The organism is Cyclobacterium xiamenense (assembly GCF_900109255.1).
In the GTDB taxonomy this organism is placed as follows: Bacteria; Bacteroidota; Bacteroidia; order Cytophagales; family Cyclobacteriaceae; genus Cyclobacterium; species Cyclobacterium xiamenense.
Window position 1 is genome coordinate 257748 of sequence record NZ_FNZH01000003.1, and the last position, 19511, is coordinate 277258.

The 19511-nt window shown below is 48.2% G+C and carries 19 protein-coding genes; 13 read left to right on the plus strand and 6 right to left on the minus strand.

Features of this window, described 5'->3' with window-relative positions; translation table 11 throughout:
• Positions 1-11: 11 nt before the first annotated feature.
• On the minus strand, positions 12-2324 hold the full coding sequence (locus BMW71_RS10585; protein WP_177179615.1) for a penicillin-binding protein 1A: 2313 nt from the start codon (positions 2322-2324) through the stop codon (positions 12-14).
• 8 nt (positions 2325-2332) lie between these two features.
• Entirely contained in the window at positions 2333-4999 is a 2667-nt protein-coding gene (porW, locus tag BMW71_RS10590) for a type IX secretion system periplasmic lipoprotein PorW/SprE (protein ID WP_244891149.1), read from the minus strand.
• An 83-nt stretch (positions 5000-5082) separates the two neighbouring features.
• On the opposite strand from porW, the gene BMW71_RS10595 reads away from it, so the two are divergent.
• The 11 genes from BMW71_RS10595 to selD all read left to right on the plus strand — a co-directional run bounded on the left by BMW71_RS10595 (position 5083) and on the right by selD (position 14259).
• The gene (locus BMW71_RS10595) at positions 5083-5958 is read left to right on the plus strand and encodes a M23 family metallopeptidase (RefSeq protein WP_092173411.1); all 876 of its coding nucleotides are present in this window, start codon (positions 5083-5085) and stop codon (positions 5956-5958) included.
• 2 nt (positions 5959-5960) lie between these two features.
• Positions 5961-6380: a bactofilin family protein gene (locus BMW71_RS10600; protein ID WP_092173414.1), complete on the plus strand. Its 420-nt coding sequence runs from the start codon at positions 5961-5963 to the stop codon at positions 6378-6380.
• Positions 6346-6576 (plus strand): AtpZ/AtpI family protein, encoded by a 231-nt coding sequence (locus BMW71_RS10605; protein WP_092173417.1) that lies wholly within the window; start codon positions 6346-6348, stop codon positions 6574-6576. Before BMW71_RS10600 ends, BMW71_RS10605 begins: the two co-directional genes overlap by 35 nt.
• A 444-nt stretch (positions 6577-7020) precedes the next feature.
• Entirely contained in the window at positions 7021-8043 is a 1023-nt protein-coding gene (gene atpB, locus BMW71_RS10615; RefSeq protein ID WP_092173423.1) for a F0F1 ATP synthase subunit A, read from the plus strand.
• A 43-nt stretch (positions 8044-8086) separates the two neighbouring features.
• Positions 8087-8344: an ATP synthase F0 subunit C gene (atpE, locus tag BMW71_RS10620; RefSeq protein ID WP_010854327.1), complete on the plus strand. Its 258-nt coding sequence runs from the start codon at positions 8087-8089 to the stop codon at positions 8342-8344.
• A gap of 80 nt (positions 8345-8424) precedes the next feature.
• On the plus strand, positions 8425-8919 hold the full coding sequence (gene atpF / locus BMW71_RS10625) for a F0F1 ATP synthase subunit B (protein ID WP_092173426.1): 495 nt from the start codon (positions 8425-8427) through the stop codon (positions 8917-8919).
• A 10-nt stretch (positions 8920-8929) separates the two neighbouring features.
• Positions 8930-9490: an ATP synthase F1 subunit delta gene (gene atpH / locus BMW71_RS10630; protein ID WP_092173429.1), complete on the plus strand. Its 561-nt coding sequence runs from the start codon at positions 8930-8932 to the stop codon at positions 9488-9490.
• A 34-nt stretch (positions 9491-9524) separates the two neighbouring features.
• A complete protein-coding gene (gene atpA / locus BMW71_RS10635; RefSeq protein WP_092173432.1) occupies positions 9525-11105 on the plus strand; it encodes a F0F1 ATP synthase subunit alpha in 1581 nt (526 codons plus the stop codon).
• A gap of 39 nt (positions 11106-11144) precedes the next feature.
• Entirely contained in the window at positions 11145-12017 is an 873-nt protein-coding gene (gene atpG, locus BMW71_RS10640) for an ATP synthase F1 subunit gamma (RefSeq protein WP_092173435.1), read from the plus strand.
• A 198-nt stretch (positions 12018-12215) separates the two neighbouring features.
• On the plus strand, positions 12216-13238 hold the full coding sequence (gene mnmH / locus BMW71_RS10645; protein WP_092173438.1) for a tRNA 2-selenouridine(34) synthase MnmH: 1023 nt from the start codon (positions 12216-12218) through the stop codon (positions 13236-13238).
• On the plus strand, positions 13219-14259 hold the full coding sequence (gene selD / locus BMW71_RS10650) for a selenide, water dikinase SelD (protein ID WP_092173442.1): 1041 nt from the start codon (positions 13219-13221) through the stop codon (positions 14257-14259). Before mnmH ends, selD begins: the two co-directional genes overlap by 20 nt.
• On the opposite strand, the gene BMW71_RS10655 is transcribed toward selD, so the two are convergent.
• Together BMW71_RS10655 and BMW71_RS10660 are read right to left on the minus strand one after the other, a co-directional pair.
• Positions 14256-15182 (minus strand): SGNH/GDSL hydrolase family protein, encoded by a 927-nt coding sequence (locus BMW71_RS10655; protein ID WP_092173446.1) that lies wholly within the window; start codon positions 15180-15182, stop codon positions 14256-14258. The genes selD and BMW71_RS10655 overlap by 4 nt on opposite strands.
• Positions 15183-15254: 72 nt before the next feature.
• On the minus strand, positions 15255-16358 hold the full coding sequence (locus tag BMW71_RS10660; RefSeq protein WP_092173449.1) for a hypothetical protein: 1104 nt from the start codon (positions 16356-16358) through the stop codon (positions 15255-15257).
• A 365-nt stretch (positions 16359-16723) separates the two neighbouring features.
• Between BMW71_RS10660 and BMW71_RS10665 the strand changes: the two genes are divergently transcribed.
• The gene (locus tag BMW71_RS10665; protein ID WP_218145580.1) at positions 16724-17152 is read left to right on the plus strand and encodes a tyrosinase family protein; all 429 of its coding nucleotides are present in this window, start codon (positions 16724-16726) and stop codon (positions 17150-17152) included.
• Positions 17153-17529: 377 nt separating this feature from the next.
• Positions 17530-18372, plus strand: coding sequence for an endonuclease/exonuclease/phosphatase family protein (locus BMW71_RS10670; protein WP_092173454.1), 843 nt, complete (start codon positions 17530-17532; stop codon positions 18370-18372).
• Positions 18373-18722: 350 nt separating this feature from the next.
• Here the strand turns inward: BMW71_RS10670 and BMW71_RS10680 are convergent, their stop codons facing one another.
• Both BMW71_RS10680 and BMW71_RS10685 read right to left on the minus strand, forming a co-directional pair.
• Positions 18723-18989, minus strand: coding sequence for a hypothetical protein (locus BMW71_RS10680; protein WP_092173459.1), 267 nt, complete (start codon positions 18987-18989; stop codon positions 18723-18725).
• A 71-nt stretch (positions 18990-19060) separates the two neighbouring features.
• Complete coding sequence (locus BMW71_RS10685) at positions 19061-19342, minus strand: hypothetical protein (RefSeq protein WP_092173462.1); 282 nt, start codon at positions 19340-19342, stop codon at positions 19061-19063.
• Positions 19343-19511: the final 169 nt, after the last annotated feature.

Below are 19511 nucleotides of genomic sequence, written 5' to 3' on the forward strand. Positions count from 1 at the left end.
TGTTCCGCAGATTAAAAATCCGTGCTGGTTGCATCGTAATCGAACTCCTGGTAGACATCCTGATTCAGATCGTATTTGGAGCAATCAATTTCGATGCTAAGGGGTCTTTCCGGTTTGGGGAAAGGGCCTTTGGTTATACCCAAGCTGGGGTCTTCATACACTTTGGTCATGAAGTTTGCCCAGATAGGTCGGGCGGTGCGGGAACCCTGCCCGTTGAGCCAACTGCGAAAGTGGATGGCACGGTCGTCTCCACCCACCCAAACGCCACTGACCAGGTCTTTGGTGATGCCCATGTACCAGCCATCTGAGGCATTTTGTGTGGTCCCTGTTTTGCCGCCAATTTCGTTCCCTTCGTCCCGCAGGTTACGAGGCAATCCCTGACTGGTACCACCCTCTTCTTCTGTACCTCCCCGCAACATGTAGACCATAATGTAGGCATGTTCCTCACTCATGGCCGGGCGTTTTCTCGGAATGAACTGATGCAATACGTTGCCATTTTTGTCTTCAATCCGGTCGATGTATATGGGTGTAATGTGTTCTCCCTTGTTGACGAACGTGCTAAATGATCCGACCATTTCCATAATGGAGACGTCTACGGTGCCCAAGGCCAATGCAGGTACTTCTTCCAGTTCACTGGTAATCCCAATTCGATGGGCCGTCTCCACCACCACGCCTGGACTCAATTTTTTCATCATATAAGCGGTGACCGAATTTACCGACTGGGACATGGCAGCACGGATGGTCATGCGTTCGAAGGTGAATTCCCTATTGGCATTGCTCGGTCGCCAGGTGGGTTGGTCGGGTTGGTTAATTTCAACCGGCTGATCGATGACCGTATAGCAGGGGCCGTACCCATTTTCAATTGCCGCTGCATACACAAAGGGCTTGAAGGTAGACCCAGGCTGCCGTTTGCCTTGCTTGACATGGTCGTACTTGAAATACTTGTGGTTGGTACCTCCCACCCAGGCTTTGATGTGCCCACTGTGTGGATCCATCGAAACGAATCCGGTTTGCAGAAATTTTTTGTAATACCGAAGAGAATCCATGGTACTCATGAGGGTATCGATTTCGCCCTTTTCGTACGAGAATACGGTCATTTTTTTCTTTTCGTTGAGTTTGACGGAAATGCTATCCTCGTTATCTCCGTAGCGGGATTTCAGGTTTCGGTAGGCCTGTGTTCGTTTTACTGCATTTTCAATAAAATCCGGAATTACCCTGCCCTGGCTGTCTATCCAGGGATCGCGGTTACCCATTTCTTCTCTAAATTTCGCCTGAAGTTCTGGCATGTGTTCGGCTACCGCCTCTTCGGCATATTTCTGAAGCCGGCTGTCAATGGTGGTATACACGCGCAATCCATCACCAAAGAGATCGTAATTGCTTCCGTCGGGCTTGAGGTTTTCTTTTGTCCACTGGATCAGATCAGCCTTTACTACTTCCCGAAAGTAGGTAGCCAAGCCTTCATTGTGTCCTTCCACCAGGTATTCCAGCTCAATGGGTAGCTTGGACAGGCTATCGAATTGGGATTGCGTGATGAACCCGTACTTATTCATCTGAGAAAGTACCGTATTTCGTCTCCGGTTGGAATTCTCGGGATTATACACGGGGCTGTAATAGGAGGGCGCTTTGAAAAGTCCGACCAGGGTGGCGGATTCCTGGATATTCAGATCCCTTGGCTCCTTGTTAAAAAACGTGCCGGCGGCAGTTTTGATCCCAAAGGCATTGCTACCAAAGTCGGAAGTATTCAGGTACATGGTAAGCAATTCTTCTTTGGTATAGGCCCGTTCCAGTTTTGCAGCCACGATCCATTCCTTGGTTTTGATAATGACCATGCGCAAAATGGGAACATTGCTGAGAAGGCCCTGGGATTCCCTGGTCCGGGTTTTAAACAAGTTTTTTGCCGTCTGTTGACTCAGCGTACTTCCTCCCCCGGCACCCCGTTGACCGAGTAGCAAGGTTTTGACCAACACCCGTGACAGACCTCTGGGATCAATTCCGGAATGGTCTTCAAAGCGAACATCCTCCGTGGCGATGAGGGCGTTTATCAGGTTGGGGGAGAGTTCGTTATAGCTGACTGGTGTCCGGTTTTCCCGGAAGTATTTTCCCAGCAAAACGCCGTCTGCCGAATAGAGCTCCGATGCCAGTTCGCTTTCTGGGTTTTCCAGGGATTCAAAGTCCGGTAAGTCTCCAAAAAGCCCCAGAAAGTTGACATTCACTGCAGCGATGAAGAGAACGATCCCTACCAAACCCACAATAAAAACCAGCCACATGTACCGGATGATTTTCGTGTACAGGGGCATGCGGTTACTTTTCTTATTCGTATTCATATAGGTTATCAGTAAGCTTGCTCATAGAAGGTCCGGTATTCTTCCAGATCTTTTCGTTTGTTGAGTTGCTGAAAATTTTCTATGGAAATCACAAAACTACTATTTTTTATCTCCTCAGGTAAGGAATCATTGTTAAAACTGTTTAAAAACGTATCCAGGTATTCCAGGGATTTTTCAGCATTTGGAAAGGGGCTGATGATTAAAATTTTGGTCTCTCGGTTGAGCGCAATGGTTCCGGTTCGTAAGCGCTCATTGGTGAAATTTGCCGTATGGAAATTTTCCAATTCGGCGGTTAGGTTGCCAACGTTTTCCGCCAACTCCTCGCCCATTGGTAAAATGAAGATATGGGTTTGACTGGGGTTTTCGCTGTACGGAGACAGGTCGCCAGGGGTGGAGGGGGCTGTCTCGGCCTCTTCGCCTGACCCATCTTCAGCCCCCATTTGGGCAGTTTGCTCTTCCGGTACATCGGACGCGTCTCCTTCACTGACTGCCTGCAGCAGATTCCCGGCAAATTCCAGTAGTTTTTCGTCCTGGGCATTTTGCAGAAATCCTTCCAATCGTTCCTTGTATTGATCTACCGACTCCAGCTTTCCGGCAACGAGAATATCCAGCAGCAATAATCGGTCCGTATGTTTGCTCAGGGGGTATCGGTTTAGTGTTTCCCGAATGATGCCCCGGGCGGCGGCATATTCTCCCTCACCATAATGCGCGTAGGCTTTTTTGTAGTTTTGGGCCGATTCAAAATTTGCCTGGGAGCCGGATACCTCTTCTGGATTGTTAACGGATTTCGTAAACTGGGAATTGGGAAATTCGGTATTTAGTAACTGCGCGTATCGTTCCGGGTTGCGGTTCAAATCGCGTGAGGCAAGGTACAAGGTGTAGTAGGCTTCTGGCTTTTTTGGCGTTTCGGGAAATTCGTCGATCAATTTTTCGAGATTGGCGATGGCCGTTTCAGGGCGCTTCAGGTCGAAGTAAAGCAGCTTACCCAGATTAAAATAGGCATTTTCGGTCTCTTCGAGCATTTTTTGCCGGGTCTCCGGTTCGTTGGGGATTTGGCTAAGCAGGCTGCTTTTGTCCGGAAGTTGTGTGGCAAACGAGGCCTCGGAAGAGGTTTCCGTAAGATCCTCGGCTTCTACTGCGGTGGAAGGGCTCGTTTCATCGGTATTGTCCTGAAAGCCCCGGTTACTACTCCGCCAATTATCCGAGAGCGGTCGATTGCCCCAGGTTCTGCTGAATTCAAGCGAGCCTCGTTGGATCGCAGCCGGGTTATCCCAGTAAAAGCTTGAGGTGCTTCCTCCGCCGCTTCCGCCAAATGCCAGCAGGTTGTCGAAAATTCCCGTGGTTTTCTTTTCGCTGGCCTCCTCGGCCTCCCGGATGAGGCGTTCTTCTTCTTGGGCCAGGTACGTATCCACGTAAGCCTCCTGCTCTGCTGCACTAAGTTGGCTTAGCCGTAAAAGGCTGTCATTTCTCGTCAGCAGCTCGTAGTTTTCGGCATATTGATCGAAGACCACCTTCCGTGATGCAAGGGAAGCGTAATTTCGATCGGTTTCTTTGAATTTTGCAAGGGCACTGTCCAGGTAGTACTTGGTTTTAAGAAAATCTTCTTTTTCCCTCAGAAACACCTCCGACAATTCCTCATAGATGTATCCCTTTTGTCGGTCATTTTCTCCAGGTTGTTTTGCCGCTTTTGAATACAAGCGTATGGCTTCGTCCAGGTTTCCCTGTTTTTTTTCAAAGCGACCCTTTTCGAATAAGATCACGTCCCGAAATTCGACGTTTTTGTTGTCTGCATACAAGTTATCGTAATAATCCCCTACACGCTTCAGGTCTTTGCTTTTTTCCAACTCGGCCACCTGCTGAGAATACAATTGGGCAAAAAAGGTTCGTTCGTAGGTTGGACTCCCGGACAGCGATTTTTGGTAGTATTCGTAGGCGAAGGCATCCAGGCCGGCAAGTTGGTACATCTGCCCCAAAATGAAATTGATCCGGGAAGCCTCTGCTTTGTCATCGGTAAACTCCAGGGCCTTAAATAGTGAAGGCACAATCATGTCCGTCTCGCCCCTGGCTTCGTAGTAGTAGGCCAGCGTGGTGTACAACAACTTTTTGTTCTCCCGGCTGATGGAAGGTTCTTTGGAAAGGTAGTCTACCACAAAATTCGCGTCTTCAAACTGCCGGAGATCAATGAACGATTTCAGTAAGCGAATCAGCGATTCGTGGCGTACCTCGTCCTGCGCGCTGTTTACATTCAGGTACTTGAAGGTATTTTGTGCCTCGTCAAACTTTGCCTGGTAATAATCTACTCGTCCGATCAATAAATAGGAAGGATCCACCCACTTGCTGATTTTATGCCAGTCCACCGCTTTGGACGCCATTTCTCTGGCCTCGACCAACAACTCCTCATTTGCTTCAATGATGCTGCTATCGATCGGATAAAATACGGGCAACACCTGCGAAAAATCTTCCTGGTATTCCTGCGCTAGTTTATTCTCCAATTCCTTAATTTTTTCTTTGGCGTAATAATAGGCATTGAACCTGGCCGTTGTGTTATGGTACAGGCGGTTGGTGAAGGTATCCTTTTGAGAAGAACAGGCCAGCAAACCTGAAAGTAGGAGGAAAGCAGTCAGTATGGAAATAAATGCGTTGTACAAGTTGTCGCGTGTTGGTTGATGGTCCAAATTAGTTCTTTTGAAAGAAAAATTTAAACGAAAGGAATTAAATTCTATTTTTGTAAAAGATAATGCATTAAACAGGGATACCATTGAGCGTAAAACAGAAAATAAACGACTGGATTGAAACCAAGTTTCTGATTGTCATCAGGAAGGAGGAGGACTTTTCGGTCATTACTTCCTTTACTATTACGAAGATACGGGTTGGATTATTGTTCACCTTGTTATTTCTCACCTGTTTTGTGTTGTCCTTGTTTTTGTCCAAGACGCTACTGGCCCGTTGGTTTGATCCCATGTACGTGGAAACAGAAAATATGGTGAGAATTTACACCTTGTCCGAGACCATCGATTCGTTGATCGTGGAGGTGGAGGCCAAGGACCAGTACGTGCGAAACATCCAAATGGTGCTTTCCGGAGAAACGGAGCCTGTTTCCGAAGAAGTCAGCCCGGAGGAAAATCAAGGCGAACAGCAGCCCGATAGATCCGGGATCGACCTGTACAAAAGTAGCGAGGCTACCCGGGATATCATCCGTGAGTTTGAATCACTTCCGCTAGAAGAGGGAGGTTTTGGAAGGTTAGACAATAGTACATTTACCGATAATTATTTCTTTCCCCCCGTAAAAGGCGTGGTGACCAACGGCTTTTCTCCCTCGGGAAACCATTTTGGAATAGACGTAGTGGCTGGAGAAGACGAGCCGGTAAAGGCCATCGCAGACGGGACCGTCATTCTCGCTACATGGACGCTTGAAACCGGATATGTAGTTGGGATACAGCATTCGAATGAATTGATTTCGATTTACAAACATAATTCTGTAATATTGAAAGCCGTAGGCGATCCGATCCGCGGAGGAGAGATCGTATCCATCATTGGAAATACCGGCGAGCAGAGCACGGGACAACACCTGCATCTGGAATTGTGGTACAGGGGTAATCCCCTGGATCCCAGGGAATTCATAACATTTGACTAATTATGGCAAAAAATACGGATGATAGAAGAAATACCAACGAGCTGGTGACGTCCAGCAATTTGGTAGCCGTCGGAACGGTGATCGTCGGAAATATTGGTTCACAGGGAAATATCCGCGTGGAGGGGACCGTAGAAGGATCCCTGGATTCCCAGCAAAAGATCATTATCGGCGAATCGGCAAAAGTTAACGGAGACGTTAAGGCGGCCGATGTGGAAATTTCAGGTCAGGTCAATGGGGATATTCATTGCGAAGAATCCTTATTTTTAAAAAAGACCGCATTGATAATCGGCGACATCTATACAAAGAAACTCATCATTGAAAACGGGGCTGAGTTTAATGGGAAATGCAACATGGGGACCAATAATCAGTTAAAAATTGACCGGGAACATGTCAACCCCAAAAAACAAGCCTCCTCAAATTGAGTCGCGAGGCTTTTTGAAATACATAGGGCTCGCTTTTCAGATGGGAACGATCATCGCACTGGGCACCTACCTCGGGTATAGGGTAGACCTCAAGACGGACATGGTTTTTCCGCTGTACCTGCTTATTGGTTGTTTCCTTTCCCTTGCGATCGCCTTTTACCAGCTTTTTAAATCCCTCAAATCCGATGATACCTAAGGGCCCTTCGTCAACCCACACTCCGATCGTCTAGCCATGCATATTGCCCCGATACAATGGATCCTCAAAATTACTGTTTTCACCCTTTTACTCGGGTTACTTGGTGGACTCGGGCAGGCTTTTTTTCCAGGCCCTTGGTTTCACCGACATTTCTGGACCGTTTTACTCTTCTTTGCTCTGTTAACTGGCGTTACGGGGGTGCTGGCGCTTCGGTTGATGCGGCTCGAAATGTTCCATTCAGTCTCGGTCATTCTGGGCACCACGGTGCTTCGATTGCTCCTTAGTATTGGCTTTGTTTTTTTGATTTTATTGCCCGGGGATGAAAATATACTTTGGTTTGTAATTGATTTCTTTATAATTTATTTGTTGTACTTATTGTTTGATATGTACGGCTTAATAACTAATTTGCGCCTTCATTCGAAATAGGCGATAAAAAATATTTTGATGTTCCGCAAATTTATCAGGTTAAGTTTCTTAGTGTCAGTGGTTTTACTGGCTTTTTCTGGCTCCTCGGTGGCGGCCTCCGGTGAAGATGAAGACAAGACTGGTTTCATCATGCACCACATCAAGGATTCCCATGAGTGGCATTTTGCTACCATCGGTCATACCCATGTCACCCTGCCGTTGCCGGTGATCGTTTACTCGGCCGACAGGGGCTTCGAATTCTTTTCCTCCACCTCCTTTGTGGACCCGGACACGCATCATTTTGGTGTCGAACACGCCGGTTATTACATCGACGATCACGACAAGTTGCAGGCAGTTGATGAAAGCAGAAGTTTCATCGACCTGAGCATCACTAAAAACGTAGCCATGCTATTTTTGGTGATAGGGGTTACGCTGTACCTGATGCTCGGGGCATCCAGTCATTACAAAAAACACCCAAACAGCCCTCCGAGAGGGGTTGCCTCCTTTGTGGAGCCCATTGTGATTTTCGTACGGGACGAAATCGCCCTACCAAACATCGGGCCCAGGTACAAAAAGTTTACGCCTTACCTGCTATCACTGTTTTTCTTTATTTGGATAGGAAACCTTCTGGGATTGCTTCCCGGAGCGGCAAACCTCACCGGTAATATCGCCGTCACGGTTACCCTGGCGATGATTACGTTTTTCGTCACCAATTTAAACGGAAACCGGGCCTATTGGAAGCACGTAGTGGCCACGCCTGGCGTTCCGCTTCCGTTATTGCTCATCATCGTACCGGTAGAAATTATCGGTTTATTTACCAAACCCTTTGCACTTACTGTCCGATTGTTTGTAGCCATTACGGCGGGGCACATCGTGATATTGAGTTTTATTGGATTGATATTTGTCTTTGAATCCTATGCAGTGGGCGTTGCCTCTACCTTGATGGTGGTCTTTATCAATGTAATCGAGCTGTTGGTGGCAACCATTCAGGCATATGTATTTACCTTGTTCTCGGCCATGTATATCGGAGCAGCCGTTGCAGACCACGGACACGATCATTAATTCGAAATTTCTTTGTTCAATTTAATTTAAATAAAAAACGAGTATGTTGACTTCATTATTATTGACTGCCGGTTTTGCACTCATGGGTGCTGGTATCGGTGCCGGAATTGTTGCGATAGGCGCAGGTCTGGGTATTGGTAGAATCGGTGGACAAGCCATGGAAGGCATTGCACGACAGCCAGAGGCAGCTGGAAAAATCCAGACAGCAATGCTGATCATCGCTGCACTTATTGAAGTGGTTTCCTTGTTTGCGGTAGTAGTTTGTCTGCTGATTGCACTTAATGGTAACCTAACTTTCTAGTAAAGGCACAAGGACCGGCATTAGGCCGGTCCTTTACTTAAAATTGAACAACCCCAATATCACGCATAACACGAATTACCATGGATCTGATTAGCCCCGATTTAGGATTGATTATCTGGCAAACGATTGGTTTTGCCATCCTGTTTCTGCTGTTGGCAAAGTTTGCCTGGAAACCCATACTTTCCGCTTTGGAAGAACGAGACGGGGCCATAGAAGCCTCCCTCAACGAGGCGCAAAAGGCCAAAATGGAAATGGCCAATTTGGTAGCCGAAAACGAGAAGTTGCTTCAGGAGGCACGTATCGAGCGGGATGAAATTCTTCGATCAGCCAACGAATATGCAGCAAAATTAATGGAGGACGCGAAAGGTGAAGCGGCCAGTGCGGGCGCTAAAATGATCGAAGAGGCCAAGGCGGTGATCGAGACAGAAAAACAAGCTGCGTTGACAGATGTGAAGATTCAGGTGGCGGAGATGTCGCTCCTCATCGCCGAAAAGCTGATGAGGCAAAATCTTTCCAGCGAGCCTTCGCAGAAGAAGTTGGTCGAGGAATTTGTAAAAGATATAAAATTAAATTAAACCCTCCGGAATGTCAGCATACAGAGTAGCTTCGCGATACGCAAAATCATTGTTGGAACTGGCAGTGGAGACCAATGTATTGGAAAGCGTGCACGAGGACATGAAGGGTGTTCTCAATACGACCGGGCAAAGCCCGGAGCTGGTTGACCTTATAAAAAGTCCAGTCATCACTTCCGATCAGAAAATGACCGTGATCCGTGCGCTTTTTGGTAAAAACGTCGCCCCCCTTACACTGAAATTTTTTGAGTTAGTGAGCAAGAAGGGCAGGGAAAGCCTGCTTCCCGAAATGGCCCGGGGATTTCACCGCCTGTACAATCAGCACATGGGTATTCAAACGGCCGAGGTAGTTGCTACCATTCAGTTGGACCAGGCGTTGCGGGATTCCTTTATTGCGATTGTAAAAGAGTACTCCGGTAAGGACCGGGTGGAGTTGATAGAAAAAATCGATCCCAATCTGATCGGTGGATTTGTTTTAAACATCGAAGACAGGCAGCTTGACGAATCGATAAAGAGCAAGCTGCAACAACTGCGATTGGGTTTTACCCAAAACCTGTACGAGAAGAAATATTAATAAAAGCTGTAATCAATACTAATCCTATACAATAATGGCAGATGTAAGACCTGATGAAGTTTCGGCAATTTTGAAAGAACAACTTTCTGGTGCCAAAACCCAAGCGGAATTGGAAGAAGTTGGGACCGTGCTCCAAGTAGGTGACGGGGTAGCCCGAATTTACGGACTTTCCAAAGCGCAAGCAGGGGAATTGATCGAATTTGAGAATGGTTTGAAAGCCATGGTGCTTAACCTGGAAGAGGACAATGTGGGGGCGGTACTATTTGGTGACGCCAAGTCTGTCAGAGAGGGCGATACCGTCAAGCGAACCAGAAGAATTGCATCCATCAAAGCAGGAGAAGGCATGTTGGGTCGCGTGGTCGATACCTTGGGCACGCCGATTGACGGAAAAGGCCCCCTGGAAGGCGAGTTGTACGAAATGCCGCTGGAGCGTAAAGCCCCGGGGGTAATCTACCGGCAACCCGTAAACGAACCGCTTCAAACCGGTATCAAATCCATCGATGCCATGATTCCTATTGGTAGGGGACAGCGGGAGTTGATCATTGGCGACCGACAGACGGGTAAAACAGCCGTCGCCATCGACACGATACTGAACCAAAAAGAATTCTACGAAAAAGGGGAGCCTGTTTTTTGTATTTACGTGGCAATCGGACAGAAAGCTTCTACCGTGGCAAACGTGGTAGCGGCCCTCGAGAAAGGCGGCGCTTTGCCTTACACGGTTGTTGTAAGTGCCTCTGCTGCAGACCCTGCTCCGATGCAGTTTTTCGCACCCTTCACCGGGGCGGCTATTGGGGAGTTTTTCCGGGATACGGGCAGACCTGCCCTGGTGGTATACGATGACCTTTCCAAGCAGGCAGTGGCATACCGGGAAGTATCCTTGTTGTTGCGACGGCCTCCGGGACGTGAAGCCTATCCTGGGGACGTTTTTTACCTTCACTCCAGATTGCTCGAACGCGCGGCTAAAATCAACGCCTCCGATAAAATTGCCAGTCAAATGAACGACTTGCCGCCGTCTCTGGTACCGCTCGTCAAGGGAGGGGGATCGTTGACGGCCCTTCCTATCATCGAAACACAGGCGGGGGACGTTTCTGCCTACATTCCTACCAACGTGATTTCCATTACCGATGGGCAGATATTTTTGGAGACCAATCTTTTTAACTCGGGTATTCGACCTGCGATCAACGTGGGTATATCGGTATCGCGTGTGGGTGGTAATGCTCAAATCAAATCGATGAAAAAGGTAGCGGGTACGCTAAAACTGGATCAGGCCCAATTCCGGGAGTTGGAAGCATTTTCCAAATTCGGTTCGGATCTGGATCCCACCACAAAGCGAACCATTGAGCGGGGACGAAGGAATCAGGAAATCTTGAAACAAGGTCAGTATTCACCGGTAAAGGTGGAGTTGCAGGTGGCCATTATTTTCGCTTCTACCAAAGGCTTACTCGATTCCGTACCGGTCGATCAGGTAAAAGCGTTTGAAAAGGATTTCTACAACCTCATCACGGCGCAATATCCAGAAGCACTCACGGCTATCAGCAAGGGCGATATGGACACCATGGGCACATTGCTTAAAAAGGCGGTTGACGAGTTGGCACCAAAATACGCAGCCAAGTAATTTTCGGAATTCTGTAACAAAGAAGGATAGCAAGCAATTATGGCCAATCTCAAAGAAGTAAAGGAACGAATCAATTCGGTAAGCTCTACGCAGCAAATCACCAAAGCGATGAAAATGGTAGCGGCGGCCAAATTGAGGAGGGCTCAGGATAAAATTGTTCAAATGAGGCCTTATTCCCAAAAACTGACCTCTATTCTGAATAACATCTCCTCGGGTACCGAAGGGAGTACCGACATTGTGTACGCAGAAGAGCGGGAAGTTTCAAAACTTCTGATCGTAGCTATAACCTCTGATAAAGGCCTGTGCGGTGCCTTCAATTCCAATATCCTAAAAGCTTCCATGGCTCTTATAGAGGAGCATAAGGACAAGGAGATCACCCTGATGCCGGTAGGCAAAAAGGCCTTGGATTATTTTAAAAAGAGGTCGTTCCCCATGAATGCCGATTACGCAAAGTTGTTCGAAGATGTCTCCTTTGATCCGGTAAAGGAAGCGGCCGAATACGTGATGAAGTCATTTGTTGCGGGCAAATTTGACAAGGTGCTGCTTGTGTACAACGAGTTTAAAAACGTAGCGACTCAGTCAGTAGTAAAGGAGCAGTTTTTGCCCATAAGCAAACTGGAGCGGCAAGAAGGAGATTCCCGGCCCAGTCAGGAATACATCGTGGAACCCTCGCGGGAGTATATCATTGAGGAATTGGTTCCCAATTCGCTAAAAATTCAGTTTTACAAAGCCATTTTGGACAGCAACGCCTCCGAGCACGGAGCCAGAATGACGGCCATGAGCAAGGCAACAGACAATGCTGCAGAACTGCTCAAAGAGTTGAAGCTGGTGTATAACCGAACCCGGCAGGCTGCCATTACGAATGAAATTCTTGAAATTGTGGCAGGCGCGAATGCGCTAGAGGGAAATTAACCCATTCCGGCTGCCTATGAAAACCGATTGGAATCCTTCAGTCGGTTTTTTTTTGCGCCAGCGATCCCAATGCCCGATTGATAATGCCTATATTGGGTAGCGATTGGGGCGGAAACACCCGCATATCGCACGGAATGGATTTACTGACTGCTGCCGGCAGTCACACAAGCAAATCATCGAGGAGGTAGTTACGAATCCATGAAAGAAATTGAAGCCCGTGAATTTTTAGCGCACAAGCACGCATTTCCCGTGTTGGATACCCGTTCGCCGGCGGAGTACGAGCAGGGGCATGTACCTGGGGCAGTCAGTTTTCCACTTTTTGAAAACACGGAGCGGGAAACCATCGGAAAACTGTATAAGGAAAAGGGAAAACAGGCGGCCATCAGCGAAGGATTACGGATTACCGGGCCGAAAATGGCGGATTTTATCGAACGGGCTGTAGCTTTTGACGCGCAGCATTTTCTGCTGCATTGTTGGCGGGGAGGTATGCGTTCCCAAAGCATTGCCTGGCTGTTGGAATTGTATGGATTTTCCGTGTGGATCATGAAAGGGGGATACAAAGCGTACCGGAACTCCTTGCTGAGCTATTTTGAAGACCCACCTCCCTTACGGGTACTTACAGGCGCTACTGGCTCCATGAAAACCGCCATGCTCAAGCAACTTCGCCTGACGGGTGAGCAGGTAGTGGATTTGGAGGCCCTGGCGAATCATCAGGGATCCAGTTTTGGAAACCAACTCAGTACGGGACAACCTACCACCGAGCAATTTCAAAACGACCTGTTTGAGGCTTTTCTGGCCTTGGATCCCAAAAAGCCTGTGTGGATCGAAGACGAGTCGTTTTCCATCGGGAGGGTACATTTGATAGAGCCGCTGTACCGCAACATGCAGCTAGCGCCGCATTACCACTTGGAGCTTCCCCTCGAAAAACGGATTGATGTGCTGCTTCGTGATTACGGTCAGCTTTCGGAAGACAAGCTAATTACGGCCATACAGGGCATCGCCAGGAAGCTGGGAGTTACGAATACCGGCGAGGCGATCGCACGCGTGGAGGCGGGCGAGCTAGGAAGAGCAGCGGCGATCGTATTGAACTATTACGACCGGGCCTATCGGAAAGGAATCCAACAAAAATCGGATAAAGTCGTTGGAAAATTTTACCTGACCGGCGAAAATTTGGAAGAAACCGCACAAATACTAATCAACTATGGAAAACGAGCCCATTAAATTAACGCAATACAGTCACGGAGCAGGATGCGGTTGCAAGATCTCTCCGGCGGTATTGGCCGAAATGTTGCACCAGGAACAGCCATCCGGTGTTCAGTTTCCCGGGCTCTTGGTAGGCAACGAAGAAAGCGACGATGCGGCGGTATTTGATTTGGATGGCCAAACGGCCATCGTAAGTACCACCGATTTTTTCATGCCCATCGTTGATGACCCGTTTGATTTTGGTGCCATCGCTGCTACCAATGCACTAAGCGATATTTATGCCATGGGCGCCCAACCCTTGATGGCCATTGCCATTTTGGGATGGCCCATCGACAAGTTGGCGGCTGCTGTGGCAAGCCGGGTGCTTGAGGGGGGACGCGCTGTTTGCCATCGCGCCGGGATTCCGCTTGCCGGTGGGCACAGTATAGACGCTCCGGAGCCGATTTTTGGATTGGCAGTGACCGGAAAAATTCCGAGTTCCCAGGTAAAACGTAACAACGGGGCCAACGTAGGGGACCTCCTGTACCTGACCAAGCCTCTGGGGGTGGGCATGGTGACCACTGCCGAGAAAAAAGGGTTGGCGGAAGCGGCGGACCTGGTACTGGCCAAAAATGCCATGTTGCAGCTCAACACCATCGGGGCTACGGTGGCTTCCTGGTCCGAAGTTCACGCCATGACAGACGTGACCGGATTTGGGTTGGGCGGGCACCTCACCGAAATGTGTCAAGGCTCGGGCCTCTCCGCAAGGTTGGTAATGGAGCAGGTGCCGCGCTTTCCTTTTGTGGACAAATACCTCAAACTTGGCTGTATTCCCGGAGGTACGCACCGAAACTGGGACAGCTACGGACAGGGTATACAGGTTAAACGGCACGAAGATCAGCTCTTGGTGGCCGACCCGCAGACCAGCGGCGGCTTGCTGATGGCGGTGGATCCACTGGCAAAAAAATCCTTCGAAGAAAAAATGAAGAAAGAGGGCTATGAGGTGTTCCCGTTCGGTGAAATCCTCCCAAAGACAACGTTCACCATCGATCTTACCTAATCCAATAGGTCGGAAATGGTCTGCAATAAGGCTTCGCTTTCCGACAGGGCTTGTTCCAGAGGCAGACCCTCAGGTAAGCCGGGTCGCTTATGCCCCGTGTGGGTGAGCCATGCATCTCGGGCTAACTCCTGCTTTTTACGGACCAGTGGGAGCAAGTCCTGGCCATGGGCAATTGCGGCAAACGCGCTGTCGGGCAGCTCCGCTTCCAGGTACCTGGATTCGCCGATTCCTTCCAACAGGCTTTTGGCCATGAGCCAATGCCCCTGTTCAGCGGGATGAATCGCATCCCTGGCCAGGGCAAAGTCGGGGTCGGCTTCTCTGCGGTCTTCTAGAAATTTACGCATCGGCCAATGCAAATCAATCACGCTCCAGCCCGCCGTGTATCGCTGGCTTACCATCCAGGAAGCATAGATGTCCAGGACCACCGCATAGGCCGGATCCTTGGAGGGATCGAAGACGGGGGGTGTCAGATGGATAATGGAAATTCCCAGCGCCTCGGCTTTTTCTTGTAGCTTTTGTTGGCCGGCTTTGTAGGCTGCAAAACGGGATTCGTCAAAGGGCAGGTATATGCCGTCGTTCATGCCGTAACAGGAGAAAATCAGGTCCGGTGCAACCGCCTCCAGCACGGCATCCAGGCGGTGGTGCAAATCCGGCCTGGGAAACGCACCACCGGCATGCCCTTCTTCCGACAAACCAGCGACCGTTTCACTGGGCAAACCCAAGTTGAAAAACTCCCAGTCTCTGTCCGGATGCATCAATCGGAGGTAGGTTTCGGCATAGGTTAGGTATTGGCCAGCGTAGGTAATGCTATTGCCTAGAAATAGGATTTTTTTTGCCGATGAGGGAATGGAATAGGGCGTCTGTGCTCCTAGTGGAAGCAACAGGAAATAGCAGGCAATGCTAAGAATGGCTTTGGAGATCATGAGAAACGTGTGGTTTTGGCGCGAATCAACCAAAGTTACCCAAAATGGATCGTTTTTTTAGGAAAGAAATGCTTACCGCTGATTTTTTTGCTTGATCCATCGCGCAAACCGAACCAGTTCCTCTTCGATACGTTCCCTTTCTGCTTGGTTTTGGTCCAGTTTTTTCTTTAGTTTTTTCAGTTGAAAATCCGGCTTAATAGTCAGCAATCGAAAGAAGAAACTGGTGACAATTAGCCCCTGTCTTGCTTTCATTACCAGTGCTCGTAGCTTGTATCCCCTGGCCAGATGGGTTAGCCGGGCTACTTTAAAAATCCGCAAGGTCCGCACGAAAGAGATGAACGGCAACACAATGATGAGCAAATCGATCCAATTTTTTTTAACGTAGCCAAACTTATCATTGGTAATGGAAACGAGCAGCATAAACTCTAGCGCGAATGCCAGCCAGATAAAGCCTTGCACCATATCCAGAACAAAGGAAAGGTCGGTTTTCAGAAAAGCTTCTACCTCTTCGTAAAATTGCCACTCTATAATTAGCACAGGTAGGATCAACAAGGCAACGACAATCATCGGTACGGAAAACTTTTCTTTCAGGTGTTGCAACAGTCCCTCGTTGCATAGGGACCAATGATACACCGGCAACCAGGTCTTGTCGGGTTTTGTATAGTGCCGCAGGCTCATCCCCAAGGGGGGAAACACCAGACTCAGCAGTTTGGGAATAAAGGCCGCCCCTGCAATTTTGGTTTTAAATCGGAAGGAAAGGTAGAGAACCAGCAGCAGGTCGACCAGATACAGCAGCCAAATAACCCCATATACCTGTGCCAACTTGCTTAGGAAAGGGTTCAGGTGGACACCCGCTTCGTCAACAGAGAAATTATTCAGGATAGCGGCCGTGATCAGCAGCATCAGCAAACTGATCAGAAACAAGGGTGCAGCAGTAAGATTCTGATAGCGGGAAAGGCGGGTTACGTTTTCGCTTTTTAGTCGGGTCTGCAAGGATAAGTCCCGAGTCGATTCCAGCTGTAGCAGCATGGGAAAAGCAGTGGCTAGTTCTCCAATTGGCTGGAGCATCCCCTCCCGCTTTAGAAGGGTCGCTACCTGGGCGAGAACGTACGGATTTTCACAGCGGTCGATGGCTGCAAGTAGCGAAGCTTTCCTGTCTTTTTGCTGTTGGTTCATAACTACCTATTGACAGGCAAAGATACGCCCTTGCAGCAAGGGACCAAAACCGGCCTCCCTCCCCGGTGGCTAAACAAAATAGATGTAGGTAACCATGCATAAAGAAATAAAAATTTTGCACAAAGAATACTATTGGTACTTGAATACTGGATTAAAATAAAAAATTTTACGGGTAGGAAAAAAATAGTAAAAATCCGTCATTTGCTCCGGGAACCGGAAAAAAAAATACGAATAAGGTAACAAGGCTCCGCTGGAAGCATTGATACGAGCCTGGAAAGGAATTAAATGATTGTCCCCTGAGAACCCCCATTGCGTTTCTTTGCTGGGCGGGATACGAAACGGTCCGGTACCCGCTATCCGGCCGGGTGGACGCGGCAGAGGACCGGGCAGCCACAGAAAAGCACCCTGCACAATTTCCAGCTACATCACAAAACGTCCGCCTCCTCAACGAGAATATCAAGAATTGGCTGAACAGCTCCAGTACGGTAAATGGACAAGTTATACCGACTAACGTTGTGCAGAAATACAAAGATTGCCAGCAAACGCCAAATTATACGGTGTTTCCGAATACCACGTCCGCACAGGAATGGAACGAAAACCTTGACCAAGGAGAGAAGCCGATGGTGGCGTTGGAATCTCCCCACCATAGCATTCACCGTGCGGTGGGAGGCTGCGATATTCCCAATTACAACCGCTCGCCGGTCCCCGGAGCCATTGGCGACATGGGCGAAAATGACACGGCGGGTCTTCATCCCATCTGGAACAATGCGAGGCTTTCGTGGCCTGACAGCTAGAGAAGAATCCAGGCAGGAAAAGACTTCGCCGCGAGTTGCGTAGAAAATACTGGTTGGTAAGGCAAGTCGGGGCCACAAATTATTTCACCGATAGGTATAGGTATTCTCGATAAATCTGACTACATTTTCGTAAACTTTCAATAGCCATGAGCAAGGACAAAGGAGAAAAAAAAACGGATAAGAAAAAGCCCGCCAAGAACATGATGGAGAAAAGGGCAGATAAAAAGCAAAAGCAGGCAGAAAAAAAGAAAAACGGCTAATACCCGTTTGCTCGTGCTAACAAATCGCCCCGGAAAAAACCGGGGCTTTTTTCGTTTATTTCCTAACTTGGCGTTCAATCAGCTTAACTAATAAAAGACAAAATAATCCCTATCCACATGAAAAGAATCGTTTTGTGCTGCATGGCGGCACTTCTCTGGAGCAACTGCTCCTGGGGCCAGGCGGAACCCGCGACCGTTGCTACCTTTAATATCCGGTATGCCAATCCGGGAGATGCGCCTGACACTTGGGAAAACCGAAGGGCCGTGGTGGCGAACCTGATTCGCTTTCACGAATTTGATATCGTAGGAATACAAGAAGGACTCCATCGTCAGGTAATGGACTTAACCGGTCTCTTGCCCAACCATGACTTTGTAGGTGTGGGAAGAGATGATGGCAAAGAGGCGGGAGAATATTCGGCGATTTTTTACGATAAGGAGCGATTTAGTGTACTGCAGAGCGAAACCTTCTGGCTGGCACCCGAAACCAGTTACCCAAATAAAGGGTGGGATGCGGCCTTACCCCGCATCTGTACCTGGGCAAAAATGGAAGATAAAGCGGCGGGAAAGACCTTTTACGTATTCAATACGCATTTTGATCACAGGGGCGTGGAGGCAAGAAACCAATCCGCCCAATTGATTTTGGATAAAATCAAGGCAATTAACCCGGACGGTATACCCGTACTACTAACAGGGGATTTCAACGTGGGTCAGGAGACAGATGCCTACCAACTCCTGAAATCTGCACCGGGAATGAAAGATACCTTTGATGCCGCGGGCATGGTTTATGCCAACAACGGAACGACCAATGGATTTGATACCAGTACCAGTACCGAACGAATCATCGATCATATCTTTGTGAGCGAAACCATCACGGTGAAAAAATACGGAATACTGACTGATACCTATCATGGCAGGTATCCATCGGATCATTTTCCAGTAATGGCAGTAATCTCTTGGTAACGAATAAAATATCCAGGCGGTAAGGAAATTTCGGCTATGGGAAAGCAAAACAGGCAGTATCCAACCGGACACTGCCTGTTTTGCTTTTATTAGCCTTAAAAAATACGAGTGGTCAGAAAAGCTACCTGAAAAACTTTTCCCGGGCCGGATCAGGCAAGTATGCCCGATCCGACCTGGACCTTTTTAAAAAAATATATCCTACCTGACCAAAAAATTGAATCGCTTCGTTCCCACATCCTCACAAAAATCGAGGTAAAAAAACTTCCTTCCTGCACCCAGGTACCCACTTCACGCTTCGCCCCATGCCTTCGCCTCATCAATCGCAGGGAAGAGATATTGTTGTAACCGGATTAGTTATCCGACAAAGAAGAACTCCAGATATTGTTTTTATCGTCTCCAGATAGCATTTCCATAAACTTGCTCCACGAGCTGAGGCGTTTGCGGTCTACTTCCCGGAACATCACTTGCTTCTGACGAATCACGGCAATTAGTTCCATTCCCGTTTCGTGGGGGATGTTGACGACTTCATCGCCGATTTGAATGTTGAGATTGCCGTTGTTCGGATCTACCCATGTTTTTAACTCCTGGGTATTGGTTTCAAAGGTGTACTTTAACATGACGCTGTTTTTTTAAGTAAAAATTGTTTGAAAAAAGAAATTAGTAACCCAAGGTGTACCGGCTGCGGCTGTTACGCGGCCTTGTACTTCTGGTCTTTTAATGCATGGTACCTACCCTGATCGCTTTTCTGGCCAGACAAGGACTCCATAAACTTGCTCCAGGAACTGTTTTTCTTCCGTTCGACTTCCTGAAAGATGGTTTGTTTTTGGCGGAGTACCCCAATCATTTCCGCTCCGATTTGATGGGGAATGTTGACGGTTTCGTCTCCAATTTGGATGTTAAGGGAACCATTCTCAGGATCTACCCATGTTTTCAATTCCCGCTCTGCTGTTTCGAATGTGTACTTTAACATGACGCTGTTTTTTTATTTTAAAGAATATTATTTTACCAAAGCCTACCCGCTGTTACCTGGTTTTCAAAACTGGAGGAAAATAAGTTGCTGTCCGTTTGTCCCCTCGCTTTGTGACTTTGTTGCTGTTTGATGATGCTAAGGTAGAGAAAATTTTTAAAACAAAAAACAA